Source organism: Pseudomonas taiwanensis DSM 21245, assembly GCF_000425785.1.
GTDB classification, from domain to species: domain Bacteria; phylum Pseudomonadota; class Gammaproteobacteria; order Pseudomonadales; family Pseudomonadaceae; genus Aquipseudomonas; species Aquipseudomonas taiwanensis.
In genome coordinates this window covers 53,199-70,358 of sequence record NZ_AUEC01000019.1, presented here as the reverse complement: position 1 = coordinate 70,358, position 17,160 = coordinate 53,199, and the positions used below count along the sequence as shown (strand labels likewise).

The 17,160-nt window shown below is 62.1% G+C and carries 16 protein-coding genes and 1 pseudogene; 6 read left to right on the top strand and 11 right to left on the bottom strand.

The annotated features are described in order from the left end of the window. Window positions 1–143 precede the first annotated feature (143 nt). The 3 genes and pseudogenes from H620_RS0108555 to H620_RS26330 form a co-directional block, all read left to right on the top strand. Window positions 144–623, top strand: a complete 480-nt coding sequence (locus H620_RS0108555; protein WP_023380186.1) for a DUF2059 domain-containing protein — start codon at window positions 144–146, stop codon at window positions 621–623. Between the two features lie 88 nt (window positions 624–711). After that, window positions 712–2,295 (top strand): sensor domain-containing diguanylate cyclase, encoded by a 1,584-nt coding sequence (locus H620_RS0108550; protein WP_023380185.1) that lies wholly within the window; start codon window positions 712–714, stop codon window positions 2,293–2,295. A 232-nt stretch (window positions 2,296–2,527) separates the two neighbouring features. Next, window positions 2,528–2,881, top strand: a pseudogene (locus H620_RS26330) (TonB-dependent receptor domain-containing protein); the annotation flags it as partial. Between the two features lie 12 nt (window positions 2,882–2,893). Here the strand turns inward: H620_RS26330 and H620_RS0108535 are convergent. The 4 genes from H620_RS0108535 to H620_RS0108520 are packed head-to-tail and all read right to left on the bottom strand — an operon-like array spanning window position 2,894 to window position 5,735. Next, a complete protein-coding gene (locus tag H620_RS0108535) occupies window positions 2,894–3,628 on the bottom strand; it encodes an amino acid ABC transporter ATP-binding protein (RefSeq protein ID WP_023380184.1) in 735 nt (244 codons plus the stop codon). After that, window positions 3,615–4,262, bottom strand: a complete 648-nt coding sequence (locus H620_RS0108530) for an amino acid ABC transporter permease (protein WP_023380183.1) — start codon at window positions 4,260–4,262, stop codon at window positions 3,615–3,617. The genes H620_RS0108535 and H620_RS0108530 overlap by 14 nt, the downstream gene beginning before the upstream one ends. Next, window positions 4,263–4,928 carry an amino acid ABC transporter permease gene (locus tag H620_RS0108525; protein WP_023380182.1) on the bottom strand — a complete coding sequence of 222 codons (666 nt, stop codon included), beginning with the start codon at window positions 4,926–4,928 and terminating at the stop codon, window positions 4,263–4,265. A gap of 21 nt (window positions 4,929–4,949) precedes the next feature. Continuing rightward, a complete protein-coding gene (locus H620_RS0108520) occupies window positions 4,950–5,735 on the bottom strand; it encodes a transporter substrate-binding domain-containing protein (RefSeq protein ID WP_023380181.1) in 786 nt (261 codons plus the stop codon). Between the two features lie 276 nt (window positions 5,736–6,011). Between H620_RS0108520 and H620_RS0108515 the strand changes: the two genes are divergently transcribed. Together H620_RS0108515 and H620_RS0108510 are read left to right on the top strand one after the other, a co-directional pair. Beyond that, entirely contained in the window at window positions 6,012–6,704 is a 693-nt protein-coding gene (locus H620_RS0108515; protein ID WP_023380180.1) for a FadR/GntR family transcriptional regulator, read from the top strand. Between the two features lie 266 nt (window positions 6,705–6,970). Continuing rightward, window positions 6,971–8,308, top strand: coding sequence for an MFS transporter (locus H620_RS0108510; RefSeq protein WP_027907177.1), 1,338 nt, complete (start codon window positions 6,971–6,973; stop codon window positions 8,306–8,308). A 46-nt stretch (window positions 8,309–8,354) separates the two neighbouring features. On the opposite strand, the gene ku is transcribed toward H620_RS0108510, so the two are convergent. The 5 genes from ku to H620_RS0108485 all read right to left on the bottom strand — a co-directional run bounded on the left by ku (window position 8,355) and on the right by H620_RS0108485 (window position 13,025). Continuing rightward, window positions 8,355–9,197, bottom strand: coding sequence for a non-homologous end joining protein Ku (ku, locus tag H620_RS0108505; RefSeq protein WP_023380178.1), 843 nt, complete (start codon window positions 9,195–9,197; stop codon window positions 8,355–8,357). A 9-nt stretch (window positions 9,198–9,206) separates the two neighbouring features. Continuing rightward, window positions 9,207–9,344 (bottom strand): PSPA7_2676 family Cys-rich small protein, encoded by a 138-nt coding sequence (locus H620_RS27170; RefSeq protein ID WP_167332796.1) that lies wholly within the window; start codon window positions 9,342–9,344, stop codon window positions 9,207–9,209. A gap of 91 nt (window positions 9,345–9,435) precedes the next feature. Beyond that, window positions 9,436–10,380 (bottom strand): malate dehydrogenase, encoded by a 945-nt coding sequence (locus H620_RS0108495; protein WP_023380177.1) that lies wholly within the window; start codon window positions 10,378–10,380, stop codon window positions 9,436–9,438. A gap of 157 nt (window positions 10,381–10,537) precedes the next feature. After that, on the bottom strand, window positions 10,538–11,722 hold the full coding sequence (locus tag H620_RS0108490) for a M20 aminoacylase family protein (RefSeq protein ID WP_023380176.1): 1,185 nt from the start codon (window positions 11,720–11,722) through the stop codon (window positions 10,538–10,540). 1 nt (window position 11,723) lies between these two features. Then, window positions 11,724–13,025: an MFS transporter gene (locus tag H620_RS0108485; RefSeq protein ID WP_027907176.1), complete on the bottom strand. Its 1,302-nt coding sequence runs from the start codon at window positions 13,023–13,025 to the stop codon at window positions 11,724–11,726. A gap of 372 nt (window positions 13,026–13,397) precedes the next feature. On the opposite strand from H620_RS0108485, the gene H620_RS0108480 reads away from it, so the two are divergent. Next, window positions 13,398–14,528 (top strand): porin, encoded by a 1,131-nt coding sequence (locus H620_RS0108480; protein WP_027907175.1) that lies wholly within the window; start codon window positions 13,398–13,400, stop codon window positions 14,526–14,528. Here the strand turns inward: H620_RS0108480 and H620_RS0108475 are convergent. Both H620_RS0108475 and H620_RS25660 read right to left on the bottom strand, forming a co-directional pair. Next, window positions 14,505–15,443, bottom strand: coding sequence for a LysR family transcriptional regulator (locus tag H620_RS0108475; RefSeq protein ID WP_027907174.1), 939 nt, complete (start codon window positions 15,441–15,443; stop codon window positions 14,505–14,507). The two genes, H620_RS0108480 and H620_RS0108475, sit on opposite strands and share 24 nt — an antisense overlap. Window positions 15,444–15,576: 133 nt before the next feature. Next, window positions 15,577–16,932: a carbohydrate porin gene (locus tag H620_RS25660; protein WP_202676079.1), complete on the bottom strand. Its 1,356-nt coding sequence runs from the start codon at window positions 16,930–16,932 to the stop codon at window positions 15,577–15,579. Between the last annotated feature and the right edge of the window lie 228 nt (window positions 16,933–17,160).

Sequence of the window (17,160 nt, the reverse complement as noted above, 5' to 3'; positions counted from 1 at the left end):
ACTTCAGTAAGGTCGGCGCCACAAGGCCTGCTTGCCCGTTCGGGCATTGCCCTGGCCGGCCAATTGCTGACGCACATTCGCTCTCGTCGCCGGCACATCGACATCGGTATAATTGCCCCATACATCGCGCCCAAGGCCAGTCCATGCCCCGCCTCCCCTCGCTCCTGCTTCCCCTGTTGCTCGCCGCTGCCCTCGTCGCTTGCGACCAAAAGCCCAGCCGCAACGAACAGATCCTGGCCAATTTGCCGCTGCAGGAGGCCTACGAGAACAATATCGACCGTATGGCGTCGCTGCTCACCCGCACCCACCCGGCGCTGGCCGAAACCACGATCAGGGAAGTGCTGCGCAAGCACCTTACCGTCGAGGACCAGCGCCAGGACCTGTACAAGCTCTACAGCGAGAAGAACTTCAGCGACACCGAGTTCAACACCATCGTCGAAGCCACCCGCGACCCGGCCAAGGCCAGGGCCTTGGAAGAGACCGAGGAAGGCCAGCGCCTCAGCCGCAAGCTGACCGCACTCATGCGTGAGTCTGCACGTGATGAAAAGGTGCAGGCATTGGCCAAACAGCGCATGCAACAAGTGGAAGACGAGCTGAGGTCGCTGGAAAAGGCCGGCGCTTGATGCCTCGGTACCTCACACCGTTCTTCTATAGCCGTGCAAACACATAACGAGTAAGGTTATTCCATTTTCCGCGTCAGTGAGATCAGGATTGCCACACGCCAAGCACGGACTGCGCCTGGACCTGCGCACGCTCATTCTCGTCCTTTGTGCCCTCACCGCCCTGGTGATGCTGTGCGCCAGCTATTTCGCCAGCTATCGGGTGCAACGACAGTTGCTGATCGACCACGCGCTTGAAGCGAACCGCGTGTATGCGGCCAAGCTGGCGGCCATCACCGAGACCTTCATCAGCAACGCCTTGCAGCATCTGTCGTTCAGCGCCGGTTTGCAGGGACGTCAGATGGACGACACCGAAGCGATGGTGGCGGAAACCGAGCGTCTGCTGCGACAGAGCAGTGCCTTCAACTCCACCTTCGTGGTGGACGCCGAGGGCGTCCTGCGGGCTATATCGCCCGCTACACTACGTCGTTTCATCGGCACCCGCGTGCATTCACCCGGGTCCCAGGAGGCACTGACCCAGCGCCGGCCTCTGGTCTCGACGCCTTTTCTGTCAGCCGCCAACAACCTGGTGGTAGCGCTGTCGCACCCGATCTTCGATGGCAACGGCCGGTACCTCGGTTATGTCGGCGGCAGCCTTTACCTGCGCGAGCGCAACATCCTCAACAGCTTGCTGGGTGAACATTTCTACAAAGACGGCTCGTACCTCTACGTGGTCGATCGCAATCGTCGGTTGCTGTATCACCCCGATGCAGAGCGTGTCGGCACGCTGGTGGAAGGCAACGCACTGGTGGACCAGTTGGCGACGGTGCCCAGCGGCACCCGGCAAGTGACCAATACCCGTGGCGTCGAGATGCTGGCCGGATTCGCCACCGTACCCAGCGCGGGCTGGGGCGTGATAGCCCAGCAGCCGCTGGAGCAAACCGTTGCACCATTGAGCCACCTGATACTCAGCGTGATGGGTATTTCAGCTCCCTTGGCGTTGCTTGGCTGCCTGCTGCTCTGGTGGCTGGCAATGATCATCGCCCGCCCGCTATGGCAATTGGCGGCCGGGGCCAGGTCGATGGACCGCGCCAGTACCGCCGAACGCCTGCATCGCGTGCGCGCCTGGTACTTTGAAGCGGCCGAGCTCAAGCGTGCGCTACTGTTTGGCTTGAACCTGTTGCACGAGCGCATAGGCCGGCTCAACCGCGACGCCCAGACCGACCCGCTGACCGGGCTGGGCAACCGCCGCAGCCTGGAGTTCAGCCTGTCGCTGCTCAAAGCTGAAGGGCGGCGATTCTCGGCCATCGTCCTGGACATCGATCACTTCAAGCGGATCAACGATGGCCATGGCCATGATGTTGGCGACCAGGTGCTGCGCCGCCTCGCCGAACTGATGCGCGGCTGTTGCCGTGAAGGCGACCTGCTATGCCGAACCGGTGGCGAGGAGTTTCTGATGCTGTTGCCCGGTGCCAGTCTGGAGGTGGCCACGAATGTAGCCGAGCGCCTGCGAGTGACGGTACAGGACACGCCGCTGGAGCCGGTGGGCGCAATGACCATTTCGCTGGGTGTCGCGCATTGGCAGGCAGTGGAAGGCAGCGACCCTGGCGAGGCGCTGAGCGAGGCGGATCGGGCGCTGTACCAGGCCAAGCAGAGCGGGCGCAACCGGCTGTGCACCGGTGATTCGCAGGGCTGAGTCCTACGCGATGCCAGGTGCGGCAATCCGCCACCGCGAAGCACTACCTGAGCATTCACCCCAATGCTAGATTCGCCGCCATGAAAATCACCCCACGGCCCCGCGTGCTGCCCTGGCACTGGAATACCAGTAGGACACCGAGGACAGTCCGTACTGGGGCTCGCCGCTCCTGCCTGGTCGCAGCACCCTGCAGAGCGACAAGAGCCGGCGCTTCGAGAACTACAACGTCGGCGACGGGCGGTACGATCAGCTCAACGAAGCGCTCAACGGCGCATCGGTGTCGCGCAAGGGTAATGCACCAAATGTCGGCAACCTGTGGCTGACCTACAGCCTGCCCCAGGACGGGTCAGGGGGCGTGGACGCTCGCTATGTCGACTCGGTGTACGCCGACAACGCCAATACCCCCAAGGCACCAGCCTACACCCTGTAGGGTGCCTTCGTCCGCTATCACCTGGACGAGCACACCCCCCTCACCGGGCGGGTGCGCAACCTGACCAATGAGGTATATGCCAAGCAGGCCTACCACCAGCAGTACTACATGGGCGCGCCACGCACCTTCGAGCTGGCGCTGGACCTTCGTTTCTGATCGTTTGGCCGGTCAGGCCGACGCCACCGCACCGATGAAGTTCGCCAGCTCCGCCGTGCGCGGGGCGGCGAACACTTCGCGGGGGTCTCCCACCTCGTGCACCTTGCCGTGGTGCATGAACACCAGTTTGTCGCCCACCTCGCGGGCGAAGCGCATTTCGTGGGTGACCATGATCAGGGTCATGCCCTCGCTGGCCAGTTGGCGAACCACGCCCAGCACTTCGTTGACCAGCTCCGGGTCCAGTGCCGAGGTGATCTCGTCGCACAGCAGTACCTTCGGCGACATCGCCAGCGCCCGGGCGATTGCCACGCGTTGCTGCTGGCCACCAGAGAGTCGGTCAGGATACGCATCGAACTTCTCGGCGAGCCCCACCCGCGCCAGCATCTGCTCGGCCAGCTGGCGGGCCTCTGCACGGCTGGCCTTCTTCACCACCTGTGGCGCGAGCATCACGTTCTCGCCCACGCTCAGGTGCGGAAACAGGTTGAACTGCTGGAACACCATGCCAACCTTCTGGCGCAGGGCGCGTAAGTCCGCGCGGCTGGCATCGAGGTATTCGCCGTCGACTTCGATCACCCCATCGCTGATCGACTCCAGACCGTTGAGGGTACGCAGGAAGGTACTCTTGCCCGAACCACTGCGGCCGATGATGGCCACCACCTCGCCTTCCTCGATACTCAGGTCAACGCCCTTGAGCACATGATTGTCGCCATAGTATTTGTGCAGTGCGGATACTCTAAGCAGGGGCATGCAGCCTCCTTTCCAGATAACGGGCGCTCAGCGAGAGCGGATAGCAGAGAAGGAAATAGCCCAGCGCGACCAGGCCGTAGATCAGGAACGGTTCGAACGTGGCGTTGGCCAGCATGCCGCCGGTCTTGGTCAACTCGGTAAAGCCGATGATCGAGGTCACCGCCGTGCCCTTGACCACCTGCACCGAGAAGCCCACCGTCGGGGCGATGGCGATGCGCAGTGCCTGGGGCAGGATCACGTAGCGCAGTTGCTCCAGGCGATTCAACGCCAGGCTGCCCGACGCCTCCCACTGACCGCGAGGAATGGACTCGACGCAGCCACGCCAGATCTCGGCCAGGAAGGCGCTGGTGAACAGCGTGAGGGCAATGGCAGCGGCCATCCACGCCGAGACGTCGATGCCGAACAGCGCTATGCCGAAGAACACCATGAACAGCTGCATCAGTAGCGGCGTGCCCTGGAACAGCTCGATGTAGCCACGGGCAAAGCCACGCAATAAGGAGCTGTCGCTGATCCGCGCCAGCAACAGCAGCAACCCGGCCAGCCCGCCGCACAGAAACGCGACCAGCGACAGCAGCAAGGTCCACTGCAGCCCGGTTAGCAGGTTTCGGACAATGTCCCACAAGGTGAAATCCATTCAGCGTCTCCCCATCAGCCAACGTTGGCCGACCCAGGCCAGCAACTGGCGCACGACAATGGCCATGACCAGGTACATCAGCGTGGTCAGCAGGTAGGTTTCGAAGGCGCGGAAGTTGCGCGACTGGATGAAGTTGGCGGCAAAGGACAGCTCTTCGGTGGCGATCTGCGAACACACTGCCGAGCCCAGCATCACGATCACGATCTGGCTCGACAACGCCGGCCAGACCTTGGCCAATGCAGGGCGCAACACCACATGGCGCAGTGCCTCGAAGCGGCTCATGGCCAATGCCGCAGCGGCCTCCAACTGCCCCTTGGCTATAGCCTGGATCCCCGCACGGATGATCTCGGTGGAATACGCCCCGAGGTTGATCACCATCGCCAGCACCGCCGCTTGCCACTCGGTCAACCTGACGCCCAGCGCCGGCAAGCCGAAGAAGATGAAGAACAGCTGGACGATGAAAGGCGTGTTGCGGATCAGTTCCACGTACACGCCGAACAGCGCATCGAACGGGCGCAGCCGCCAGGCGCGGACCACCGCGCCGACCACGCCGATGGCGACACCGAGCAGGGTACCGATAACCGTCAGCTGCAAGGTGAACAGCGCCCCCCTGAGCAACAGGTCACCCTGCGCCAGCACCGGGGCGAAGTCGAATTGATAGGCCATGGTTCAGGCTCCGCTTGCCGCTCAAAGATCAGCCGGCAGCGGTTGCTTGAGCCACTTCTCGGCATTGCGATTGAGGCTGCCGTCGGCCTTGGCCGCTTCCAGGGTGGCGTTGACCTTCTCCAGCAACGCAGGCTCTTGTTTGGCCAGGCCCACATAAACTGGCGAGTCCTTGAGCTTGACCTTCATCACCGGGACCTTGGAAGGGTTCTTCTCGGCGATGGCAGCCATTACCACACTGCCGCTGGCGATCAGGTCGACCTGGCCGGACAGGTAAGCGGCGATGGTCGAGTTGTTGTCCTCGAAGCGTTTGATAAGGGTGCCTTGGGGCGCGACGGCGGACAGCTCCATGTCCTCGATCGCGCCACGGGTGACGCTGATGGTCTTGCCAGCGATGGCGTCGATATTGTCGACCTTGGCGTCCTGCGGGCCGAATACCGCCAGGTAGAACGGCGCATAAGGGCGGGAGAAATCGATCACCGCCGCGCGCTCGGGGTTCTTGCCCAGGCTCGAGATCACCAGGTCGACCTTGCCGGTGGTGAGGAATGGAATACGGTTGGTGCTGTTGACCGGCGTCAGCGCCAGCTTGACACCGAGCTTGTCGGCCAGCAGCTGGGCGGTGTCGATGTCCAGGCCACGAGGCTTGAGGTCGGGACCGACCGAACCGAACGGCGGGAAGTCCTGCGGCACCGCCACCTTCAGTACACCGCGGGCAGTGATGTCGGCGAGGGCGTCGGCCTGCGCCTGGGACAAGCCCAGGGTGCTGCCGCAGAACAGGGTGGCCAGAAGCAGGGGACGGAACATCTTCATGGAAAAGCCTCGCAGGGAACGGGGTGATGAGTCTGCAAGGCCATTGCATGGGCCATGCCAGATCCCTGAAAACACACGACGAACCCTGCGCAAGGCCCGCGCCTGCAAGGTCTTACTGGTCTGAACAGTTACTTCGAACGCTTCACCCACAGCGGTGCGCCGCGCCCCGCATTCGTGCAGGGTGAACCGATTCTGCGCCACACCGGGGCAAGACTTGCAAGGCGCCGCCAATGCCCGTAAAAGGAGCGGATATCGCCTCCGACCGGTCTGAACAGCATGCTCGACACCCTCCCCCGCGCAGTCCCTGAAATCGCCCTGCAGGCGATTCGTAAACTGATCGACGACGGCGGTTACCTGCCCGGCGATGCCCTGCCCTCGCAGCGCGACCTGGCGGAACAATTGGGCGTCAGCCGGGCTTCGTTGCGCGAAGCCCTCTCCTCGCTCAGTGCGCTGGGACTGGTGAGCGTCCAGCCGGGCAAGGGTGTGTTCGTCCAGGCGCCGCTGGCCCAGACGCCGCCGGCGTTCGCCTGGCCCTACGCCGAGCAGGTGTCGGCCGCCGACACCTTCCAATTGCGCTACACGCTGGAAGGTTTTGCCGCCGGGCAAGCTGCCTTGAGGCTGACCGCTGACGACATCGACCGCCTGGAGGCCAATGTCGAGGCCATGCGTGTGGAATTGCGGGCCGGTCGCTTCGAAGCGGCCGCGCGCCTGGACTTCGCCTTCCACCAGCAGTTACTGCAAGCCTGCGGCAACCAGGCGATGCTGCAGGTGATCACCGCCAGCCAGGAGATCTTCCTGGAAAGCCAGAAGCTTCCGTTCATTCGCCCCGAGCGCGCCATGGAAACCTGGCAGGAGCACCGCAAGATCCTCCGCGCGCTGGCACGGCGTTCGCAAGTTGGAGCGCAACGGGCCATGCAGGAGCATATTCGCAATGCCGCATCGCGTACTGGCGTCGTATTCACCGTCTAAGCGATTGCGACTGGACGGTCGTTGTGGAAACCGGCTTGCCGACCATCACCGCTCGGCCGGTGCATGCACCGCATGGGTCGCATCGCCGGCAAGCCGGCTCCTACGGGGCCGTATCGCACGACAAACGGTCAAAACAGATATCCCGATGTCGCCCTCGAAGCAGCACTCACCCGCGCTGGCCTGTCTACTGCCTGTACCACAACGATAAAGCGGCCCGACCGCTCTACATTCATCCAGGCTGCCTATGACCACCGGAGAGCACACGCATGTCCGCACCTCATGAGGTATCCCCCGCCACGCTACGCCGCGTCATCGCCGCTTCGGCCATCGGCAATTTCGTCGAGTGGTTCGATTTTGCCGTCTACGGTTTTCTCGCCACCCTGATCGCCAGCCAGTTCTTCGCCAGCGAAGATGCCAGCGTGGCGCTGCTCAAGACGTTCGCGGTATTCGCCGTGGCCTTTGCCTTGCGCCCCCTGGGCGGAATTGTGTTCGGCGCCTTGGGCGATCGGCTTGGGCGCAAGCGCGTCCTGTCGATGACCATCTTGCTCATGGCCGGCTCCACCACCCTGATCGGCCTGTTGCCGACCTATGCCAGCATTGGCCTGGCCGCCCCCGCACTGCTGACCCTGGCACGCTGCCTGCAGGGCTTCTCTGCCGGCGGCGAGTATGCCGGTGCGTGTGCCTACCTGATGGAGCACGCGCCCAGAAACCGCCGGGCCTTCTACGGCAGTTTCGTTCCGGTTTCGACCTTCTCGGCCTTCGCCTGCGCCGCAGTGATCGCGTACGGGCTGGAAGCCAGCCTCACCAGCGAAGCGATGAACACCTGGGGATGGCGCATTCCGTTCCTGGTCGCCGCGCCGCTGGGGCTGGTCGGCCTCTACCTGCGCTGGCGCATGGAAGAAACCCCGGCCTTCCGCGAAGCCATGGCCGAGGGCAAGGCACACGAGCACTCGCCGCTCAAGGAGACCCTGCGCACCCATGGCCGGGCGATCCGCAACCTGGGAGCTTTCATCTCGCTGACGGCGCTGTCGTTCTACATGTTCACCACTTACTTCGCCACCTACCTGCAACTGGTTGGCCACCTGACCCGCGCCCAGTCGCTGCTGGTGACTACCGTGGCGCTGCTGTTCGCCGCCATTGGCTGCCCGCTGGCTGGCGCATTCTCGGACCGGGTCGGACGGCGCAAGACCATTGGCTTCACCTGCCTGTGGGTAATGGCCTGCGTGTTCCCTGCTTACTGGCTGGCCAGTTCCGGGTCGATGTCCGGGGCACTGCTGGGGGTGATCCTGCTGGCGGTCGGGGCGCTGCTAAGCGGGGTGGTGACCGCGGCGCTGCTGTCGGAAACCTTCCCGACCCGCACCCGATACACCGCATCGGCGATCACCTACAACGTGGCCTACACGCTGTTCGGCGGCACGGCGCCCTTGGTGGCGACCTGGCTGATCGGCCAGACCGGCAGCAGCCTTGCGCCAGCATTCTACCTGGTGGTGATTGCCCTGGTGGCATTGCTGGGCGGCCTGGCGCTACCGGAGACATCGCGGATCTCGCTGCACGAGCCACTGCCAGCACAAGGCAGCCGGGAAGCCGCCCGCGGCGCGGCCTGAGTCACGCTACAGCCTGATTGCACAGCATGGGGGCGACCCGTCGCCCTCATGACGCCTTGCGCGAGCGTTTGGTCGTCGATTTCTTGCCCTTGACGGTCTTGCCGCCGCCCAGGCTGCGCTTGAGCAGTTCGGTGAGGTCGATGATGTCGGCGCCTTTCTCCGTACGGGTACCTTCGCCCTTCTCCACCGTCTCGATCTTGCCTTTGCTGGCCTTTTCCTCCACCAGGTCAAGAATGGTCTGGCGAAACGCATCGTGGTACTCATCCGGGGACCACGGCCCGCTCATGTCCTCGACCAGCCGCTTGGCCATGTCCAGTTCGCGCTTGTCGACCTTGGCTTCGGTCACGCTCTTGTCCAACTCCAGGGTTTCAATGCTGCGCACCTCCTCGGGCCAGCGCAGGGTGATCATCACCAGGGCATCGTCCAGCGGCCGCAGCAACGCAAGGTGCTGACGGGTGTGCAGCACCACCGTCGCCAACGCCACCTTGCCGGTGCTTTCCAGGGTTTCGCGCAACAGTGCGTAGACCTTGCCACCACGGCGGTCGGGGCTCAGATAGTAAGGGGTGTCAAAGTGCTGCAGCGGGATGTCGCCGGCGTCGACGAAGGAGAAGATGTCGATGGTTTGGGTCGCCTCAGGCCGCGCGGCGCGAATCTCTTCCTCGCTGATCACCACATAGCGACCTTTCTCATACTCCACGCCCTTGACGATGTTTTCCTTGTCGATGTCCTTGCCAGTGACCTTGTTCACCCGTTTGTAGCCCACCGGCTCCATGCTGCGCTTGTCGAGCCAGTCGAAATCGACCCGCTCGGTACGCACCGCCGTATTGAGCGAAACTGGGATGTGCACCAAGCCGAAACTGATCGCGCCTTTCCAGATGGCCCGCGCCATGCTGACCTCCTATGGGTTGAACGGATCGCCAGCGCTGCTGTAGCGCAGGGCGCCGCAGCGCTCGCAACACTGGCATTCGAGACCCGCGACTTCACGGGTCATCACCGTGCGCCACTGGCAACCACGCAGCAAGCAGACGAGTTTCATCAGCTACCCCTCCAGCCATCACCAAACGAGGCTTGTTACTGCAACTGACTGCGCGCTGACGCGAAGGTTTAATCCCAGGGCCATTGCACCCTCATGCCGTCCCGCTCACCAGTGCGTTCATCTCAGCGATATCACGCGCTACCTGGTCGGCGGAGTGGTCGAACATCGCCTGTTCCCGGGTATCCAGAGGCAACTCGATCACCTGCGAAATCCCGTCCGCTGCCAGTACGCATGGGACGCCCATGGCGATACCCGTGCGCCCGTACTCGCCCTCAAGCATCGCGACCGTCGGCACGATACTGCGCCGTCCGTAAGCGATGGCGTCCACCATCCGCGCAATGGCCACGCCCGGCGCATCGCAGGCGCTGCCCGATTTTTTCAAGCCGAGGATCTCGCCACCGCCCTGCCGTGTGCGCTGCACGATCCGCGCTATCTGCTCGTCCGACAGGAAGTGGGACAACGGCACCGAACCGACCGCGCAATAGCGCATCAACGGCACCATGCTATCGCCATGCCCGCCCAGCACCAGCGCGGTGATATCCCGCGCTGAAAAGCCGGTTTCCTCGGCGATGAAACACTTCATGCGTGCGGTATCGAGCACCCCTGCCTGCCCAAATACCTTGTTGCGCCCCAGCCCGCTGAGGGACCAGGCCCGATAGGTCAGTACGTCGACCGGATTGGACACCACCAGTACCGTGGCGGCTGGCGCATGCTGCTGGATATCCCGCATGATGCCATCGAGAATCGGCAGGTTGACGCTCAACACATCCTGACGCGACTGGCCGGGCTTGCGCGGCACACCGGCCGTTATCACCACCAGGTCGGAGCCCTGCAGGCATTGGGCATCGGCCCCGCCGTAAACCCGGGTATCAGACCCTGACTCGACCGCCGCCTGCCACACATCCAGTGCCTTGCCCCGTGCCAGATCACCCTGCACATCGATCAACACCAACTCGCTGCACAACTCTTCCCGGGCGATGGCCTGAGCCGCCGCCTCACCCACCATCCCAGCACCCACGATTGATAGCTTGTTCACCTGACACCTCCCGCGGTGCGCCACCGGCTATGCGCCCGCCTGTACAGAGAAGTATCGTCTGCTAAAGCCAAAAGACCACCCGCGCCTCAGGCGTACCAGCAGTGTCCGTGGGAACCGCGCGTGACAGCGTTGGCAGTTAAACCGCGCCCATCCACCATCAGCGCAAGTAGTCCTGGACCCACTTTACCCAACAATCGGCGCCAATCTTCACCAGCGCATCGTTGAAGTCGTAATGAGGATTGTGCACCGAGCATCCATGGAACTCGCCCGTACCATTGCCCAACATGAAGTAACAGCCTGGCCGCGCCTCCAGCATGTAGGCGAAGTCTTCGGTGCCCATGACCTTGCTGGGCATTTTGTCCAGCACTGAGCCGTCGGCGAACAAAGGCCTCAGGCTTTCACGGAGCAACGTGCTTTCGTGGTCGCTGTTGCACAGTGCGGGCGCCAGTTGGGTGAATTGCACATCGATCGCCACGCCGAAACTCTCGGCATGCCCCTTGACCAGAGCGTCGATGCGGCGGTTGATCTTGTGTTGGGTCTGGGCCGTGTCGGTGCGCACGCTCAACAGCATGCAGGCCTCGTCAGGGATGATGTTGTAGACGGTGCCGGCTTGGATCATGCCGATGCTGATGACCGCATATTCATCCACGCTCAGGTTGCGCGACTTGATGGTCTGGATGCCGCTGATCAGGCTGTTCAACGCCATCACCGGGTCCACCGACAGCTCCGGCATCGCACCGTGCCCGCCTTTGCCGGTAATGCGAATGCTCACCCGCTCAGAGGACGCCATGGTAGGCCCGGCCTGCACCACGCAGGTACCCACTGGCAGGCCAGGCATATTGTGTAATGCGTACACCGAGTCGCATGGGAAGCGCTCGAACAGGCCGTCGTCGATCATCGCCTTGGCCCCGCCCAGACCTTCCTCGTCAGGCTGGAAGATCACATTCACCGTGCCATCGAAGTCACGCGTCTCGGCCAGTTGCGCAGCGGCGGCCAGCAGGATCGCGGTATGCCCGTCATGGCCACAGGCATGCATGCGCCCGGGAATCTTGCTGGCATGCTCGAAGCGATTCTTTTCGCTCATGGGCAATGCGTCCATGTCGGCCCGCAAGCCAATGCTGCGTGGGCTGTCCCCTGCTTTCAATACGCCGACCACACCATGCCCACCGACATTGCGATGCACCTCATAGCCCCAGGCCTGCAGCCTGTCGGCCACCAATGCGGCGGTATTGGGGGTGTCGCCGCCCAGTTCCGGCGCAGCATGGATCTGCCGACGAAGCATGACGAACTCATCCAGCTCTGCAGACGAGGGCCGAGGTTGCTTGCTCTGGAAAGTACCCATGTCACGCGCATCCTTTGTTTTCAGGGAAATGTTTGAGGCAGGCCAGGCTGACGACGCCCCCAGCCAATAGGAAATAGGCTGGCGCCAGCGCGGTGCCCATCACGCCAATCAACCAGGTAGCCACCAGCGGCGAAAAACCACCGAAGATCGTCACCCCCAGGCTATAGCTGACTGAGGTGCCGAAGGAGCGCCGAGCTTTGGGAAAACCTTCCATGATCAATGCGAAGAACGCACCGGCACCGATGCAGGTCGGCAGGATCAGGATGGCTACGCACATCATGGCCAGGCCTGTGTGTCGCACTTCGCCAAGCAGGTGGAACACCGGCAGTATCAGCACCACCGGCGTCGCAACCGTCCACGCCAGCAGGCGCTTCCTGAGTTGATACTTGTCCGCGAATCGGCCAGCCAACGGGCAGATGATTGCCATGCAACCGCTGCTGATACAGGCAATGGCCATGGCGCTGCCCGGCGGGTAATGCAACGCCGTGGTCAGGTAGGTGGGCATGTAGAACACGAACAGGTACATGCCTATGGTCGAACTGGCCATCAGGCCGATGCCTAGGCCGATACGCTTGAGCAGCTCGGCGTCGAGCCCCCGCTCGGCCTTCTGCGCAGGCCCTGTGTCGTGGGTTTCGGGCAAACGCGTGCGAATGTACCAGCCGACCGGACCGATCAGCAGCCCGAAGATGAACGGTATTCGCCACCCCCAGCTTTCAAGGGCAGCGGGGTCGAGCAACTGGTTGAGGGCAACGCCAAAGCCTGCTCCCACCAATGCGGCGTAACCCTGGCTGGCGGCCTGCCAGCTGACATTGCGGCAACGGTTGCTCACTGCACTGGATTCCATCAGGAACACCGACGCGGTGCCGACTTCCCCGCCCGCCGACATGCCCTGGATGAGCCGGCCCGCCACCAGCAGCAAGGTCGCGAAAATACCTATCTGCGAATACGTCGGCGCGAAGGCGATCAGCCCGGTGCCCAGGGTCATCAGCCCGAGGGTCAGGCTCAATGCTGCCTTGCGTCCATGCCGATCGGCGTAGCGACCGATGACCATCGCCCCGACCGGTCGCATCAGGAAACCGACGCCAAAGGTGGCCAGCGACATGAGCAATGAAGCCATCGCCGAGTCGGAGGGGAAAAAGTGCTTGCCGATCAGCACAGCGAAAAAGCTGTAGATCGTAAAGTCGTACATCTCCAGCGCGTTGCCCAACGAGCACGCGATCAAGGTTTTGCGGGAGGAGGATGCTTTCGCGGCTGAATGCGGGCCTGTCTGCACGACTGACGGCGCGGGGGGCGTTCTGGTCATTGTTGTCTCCGATGGCAAATCGCGGCGTGCAACGAATATCTGCCAATCGGGCACTCAACACACTTGCAGTTTCGGCATGAAGCTAACCTCTGGTTAATTGGCCTCATCGGTGGTTGGCCAATTTGCCCTGAGCTAGCGCACAGTTTGCCCTGCCTCGCCACACCGCCCCAATTATGCCCACCGAACCGCGCCTGAAGGGCCGCTTCTCGGCGGCTTGGCAGCCTCTGTAGAAACGGCGCTCCCGCGAAACACAACGCCGCGTGAAGCTGCTATTAACCAAACGGCATGACATGGCCGAATAAGCAATCACGCTGAAACGTTCCGTTCACCGACGCTACGGGCACACATCACTGTGCTGGCTTGGAGTCGTGAATGAACACTCGCATGACGTCGTTGCTGTTGATGATCCAAGGGGCTTGCCTGGCCGTTCAGGCGCAAGCCGAAGGCTTTCCGGCGCTCGATCGCCTTGCGCCAGGTTTTGGTTACTACGGCGTGGATTACGGTTTCGATGACCAACTCAAGGTCTATGGCACCGTGGATGCATTCGCCAGCTATCACGATTCGCAGCACCATTCGGGCTACCGGCTGGCCGGGGGCGGCGCATGGACCAACAAGCTCGGGTTGTATGCCCGCAAGGGGCTCAGCCCCGATACGGTGCTGGAGCTCGACGTCGAAGAGGGCTTCAACATCAACGGCAAAGCCCTGGACGCAACCTGGGACAGCATTGGAAGTCTGCGCCTGGCAACGATCGCCCTGCGCTCGCGAACCCTGGGCAAGCTCGAGTTCGGCAAGACCTACAGCATGAGCACGCCCACCTACGCCGACCCGTTCCTGGCCACCTACGGCTCGCCTTACACCTACCTGGCCCTGCCTGCCGCTGGCAAGGGCGCCTATTACCTGGACCTGCGCCCCAAGCACACCCTGGCCTATACCAGCCCGAACCTGGACGGTTTCAGCATCGGCACCGCACTGAGCTTCGGCTTCGATGATGCCGCCAGCGCGGGGCGCACCGTCCGTGGCGGCGGTGCCAAGTTGCAGTACCGCAACAGCCAGGTCATGCTGCTGGCCTCCTACAACCTGTACTACAGCGATCCGTATGACGACGGTGGCGTCTCCCGGCAGACGGCCAACCACTACAAGAGCCTGTCAGCGTTCTATGACTTCGGCCCGTTGTCCACCAGCATGACCTGGCAACGCCAGGAGGTGGACCAGTCCGGTACGCCCAGCACCACGCTGTACACCTTCGGCGTGCTGGCACCGGTCGGCAATCGGGACGTCCTGCGTCTGGCCGTGATGCAACGCCAAGTCAGCGCCGGCGACAAGGACGCAACCGGGGTGATGATCGGCTATGACCATTTCATCACCCCGCGTTGGGCCATCTATGGGCGACTCGGCAGGATCGTCAACCAGCGAGCTTCGTCGGTCACCTACGCCGGCACACCGGTGGACCAGGTTGGCGATGATCCAAGCAATGTCGCGCTAGGAATGTACTACCACTTCTGAGGGTACCGGGCGAGTTTGCCTGAGCACCTGCCCGCGCAAGCTGTGGAACAGCTCCTGGGCAGGTGCCGTAAGGCTATGGCGGTCGATGCAGACCAAATTGATGGGGTAGTCCGGAATCAGCTCCTGCACCGGCATGGCCACGTAGTCGCACTCGACGCCAAAGGTGAACCCCTGGTCCACGGCCAGCTCACTGATCGTCATCAACGATTCGGTGTTCTGAAGCAGCTTGAGCGCCATCATCACGGAGGTGCATTCGACGGTGTTCTGCGGCACCCGAAGGCCATTGCTTTCGAACAACTGATGAAACTGCGACGCCTGGTCCGACAGTTCATCCAGGCTGATCCAGTTGGCATACTGCAAGGTGCGCAGCGACTTGGCGAACTTCTGCTGATTCGACGCATGGCAGATCACCCTGCCCTTGATACTGCCCAGTGCCTCCCAATCCAGACTCATACGGCTCAGCGGCTGCTGGGAGGTAATGGCGAAATCGAGGCTGCCATCGCGCAACCGCTGCAGGATCTGGGACGGCCGCAAGTCGGTGATGGTGATCTTCACCCTCGGGTACTTACGCCGAAAGGCCAGGATGCTCTCATCGACACCGTCGAGCATCGCAGTCAGCGAAGTGACCCCGATGGATACCGCGCCCAGCGCGGCATCCTGAATGCTCGCAGCTTCGATCTGCAGGCGCCGGATACTCTCCACCACGAGGTTGGCATGGCGAATGACGCGCTTGCCTTCCTCGGTGAGCGCCATGCCTTTGTGCGAGCGCTGCAACAGGGTAAAGCCAACCTCCCGTTCCAGCTCCTTGATCGAACGGCTCAATGCGGGCTGCGTGATGTGCATGAGCTTGGAGGCTTCAAGGATGCTGCCTGCGTTATGGATGGCGACCAGCGCCTTGAGTTGGTGAAGTTTCAACCGTCTGTACCTTGTTGTTAGCGGGCCGGGTTGATGCCCCGTACAGATTACACGGCCACACACGCCCTTGAAACATGCAGGCACTTTTCACATTCACCAACTAAGCACGTGCTCTACCCTATAAAGTCCCCACCTAGAAGTTCCAATACATGCTGGTCTGCCACAAGAAGGCATCCCCGCGCTTGGGCACTAACGTTGGATTATCCTGATACGTAAACCCGTTGATCCAATAGATACCCTTGGTGACCCGGAAGGCGTGGGAAAGTGAGACGGCGGTAATAGTATCGGCGGGCGCCAAACCTCGTTCGCCCATTACGTCGCGAAAGTCCTTACTGATAAATGAGCGGGTAAAGCCAATGGATGTCATATCACGAGGCCGCCCCGGAAACAGGCCGATGTCAAATAACGTGAACTGGACATCGCCGTTGTAAGCGTTGCGGTCCTTTGGCGCCCAGCTTGCCTTGGTATCCAGGTACAACCCTTGCGCAGTACCCGGGCTGGGGGTGGTCAACTGGATCGTATTGGCAACATACGCACCGTAGTTACTGTCGGTCGGCTGCTGCGTCTTCAAATAGGTGTAGTGCGATGTGTTATAGATCAGCCCGGCTCGGAACCAATGCGAATGGCTGCCCTGACCGGGCTGGACTTTGTAGCCGAACTCATTGACGAACAGGGGATTGGCGCCATCCACGTGCCACTTCAAGCCATAGGGGTTCTTTTGCACATCGGCCAGGAACCCTTCAGGTGTCATGCTTCGGCTGATGGAGGAATGGTTGTACCAGCGTTTGCTGTCGTCGCGGAAGGTGACATCGAATGACGGCGTCGGTGCGTTCAGGCTCAGGCCCACCTGAACCGGTATCACGCTGGTCGGACCAAGGGCCGCCGATGCCGAGTTACCGCCCAGAATCATGCCGTAGAACTGGCGAATCAGGGGGTAGAAGCCGTATTGCAGCTCCAGCTTGCCGTCGTTGAACGGCTGGTTGACCGCGAGAATCGCGACGTTGTGCAACCTTGGGTAGCCCTGTTGGTAGTTGGATGTCTGCACCTGCGGCGTGAATGTCAGCTGTGCATCCTTGCTGAAGCCGATGCGCTCAAGGTCATAGGTCAAGGTCAGGGCGACACTCTGGCTGTAGGTGAAATTCTGCCCGCCGTATTCTTGCGGGTCGCGGTTCTGACCTTTCAGGTCGTAAAGCCCCATCGGGTTCCAGGTCAGCTGTGCGCCGATACCCCGGTCGGCCAGTTCGGAGCGAATGCCGCCGGCATCGCCAAGCAGCGACTCACAGTTCGATTGAGGGCGGATGACAGCGGTCGCCCGCGAGAGAAACTGGTCAAAGTATTCACAACTGTAAGGTGCCGGTGCCTTGGACGCTTGGCCGACCGTGTCGTTTGTTTCTTCAGTCGACCCGGCAAACGCCGAATGGGTGAGTACCGATGAAACCAGCAGCATTAAAATGGACGGCAGGCAACTGCCCTTGTGACTTTTAAGCACGTCAGGACTCCCGAAGTTCTTGTAGTTGTACGGAAACCATCGCAAGGCGTGGACTTGCACCACAAGTAACCCACAGCAGCCGTTAACTTAGAAATCGTTTATGGCGAGCACCTCCTATCTTCATTGATTATGCCTCGGCATTACCCATCAGCTGGACGGATACTGCCACATCGATATTTATCATGCCCCGCCGCAACGTTTGAAACGCATACTTCCGGGCTGTTAGCC

Excerpts from the sequence above, each read along its gene's own strand:
- H620_RS0108555 (WP_023380186.1), top strand. The coding sequence starts at position 144 with ATGCCCCGCCTCCCCTCGCTCCTGCTTCCCCTGTTGCTCGCCGCTGCC.
- H620_RS0108535 (WP_023380184.1), bottom strand. The coding sequence starts at position 3,628 with ATGCCCCTGCTTAGAGTATCCGCACTGCACAAATACTATGGCGACAAT.
- H620_RS0108530 (WP_023380183.1), bottom strand. The coding sequence starts at position 4,262 with ATGGATTTCACCTTGTGGGACATTGTCCGAAACCTGCTAACCGGGCTG.
- H620_RS0108525 (WP_023380182.1), bottom strand. The coding sequence starts at position 4,928 with ATGGCCTATCAATTCGACTTCGCCCCGGTGCTGGCGCAGGGTGACCTG.
- H620_RS0108520 (WP_023380181.1), bottom strand. The coding sequence starts at position 5,735 with ATGAAGATGTTCCGTCCCCTGCTTCTGGCCACCCTGTTCTGCGGCAGC.
- H620_RS0108515 (WP_023380180.1), top strand. The coding sequence starts at position 6,012 with ATGCTCGACACCCTCCCCCGCGCAGTCCCTGAAATCGCCCTGCAGGCG.
- H620_RS0108510 (WP_027907177.1), top strand. The coding sequence starts at position 6,971 with ATGTCCGCACCTCATGAGGTATCCCCCGCCACGCTACGCCGCGTCATC.
- ku (WP_023380178.1), bottom strand. The coding sequence starts at position 9,197 with ATGGCGCGGGCCATCTGGAAAGGCGCGATCAGTTTCGGCTTGGTGCAC.
- H620_RS27170 (WP_167332796.1), bottom strand. The coding sequence starts at position 9,344 with ATGAAACTCGTCTGCTTGCTGCGTGGTTGCCAGTGGCGCACGGTGATG.
- H620_RS0108490 (WP_023380176.1), bottom strand. The coding sequence starts at position 11,722 with ATGGGTACTTTCCAGAGCAAGCAACCTCGGCCCTCGTCTGCAGAGCTG.
- H620_RS0108485 (WP_027907176.1), bottom strand. The coding sequence starts at position 13,025 with ATGACCAGAACGCCCCCCGCGCCGTCAGTCGTGCAGACAGGCCCGCAT.
- H620_RS0108480 (WP_027907175.1), top strand. The coding sequence starts at position 13,398 with ATGAACACTCGCATGACGTCGTTGCTGTTGATGATCCAAGGGGCTTGC.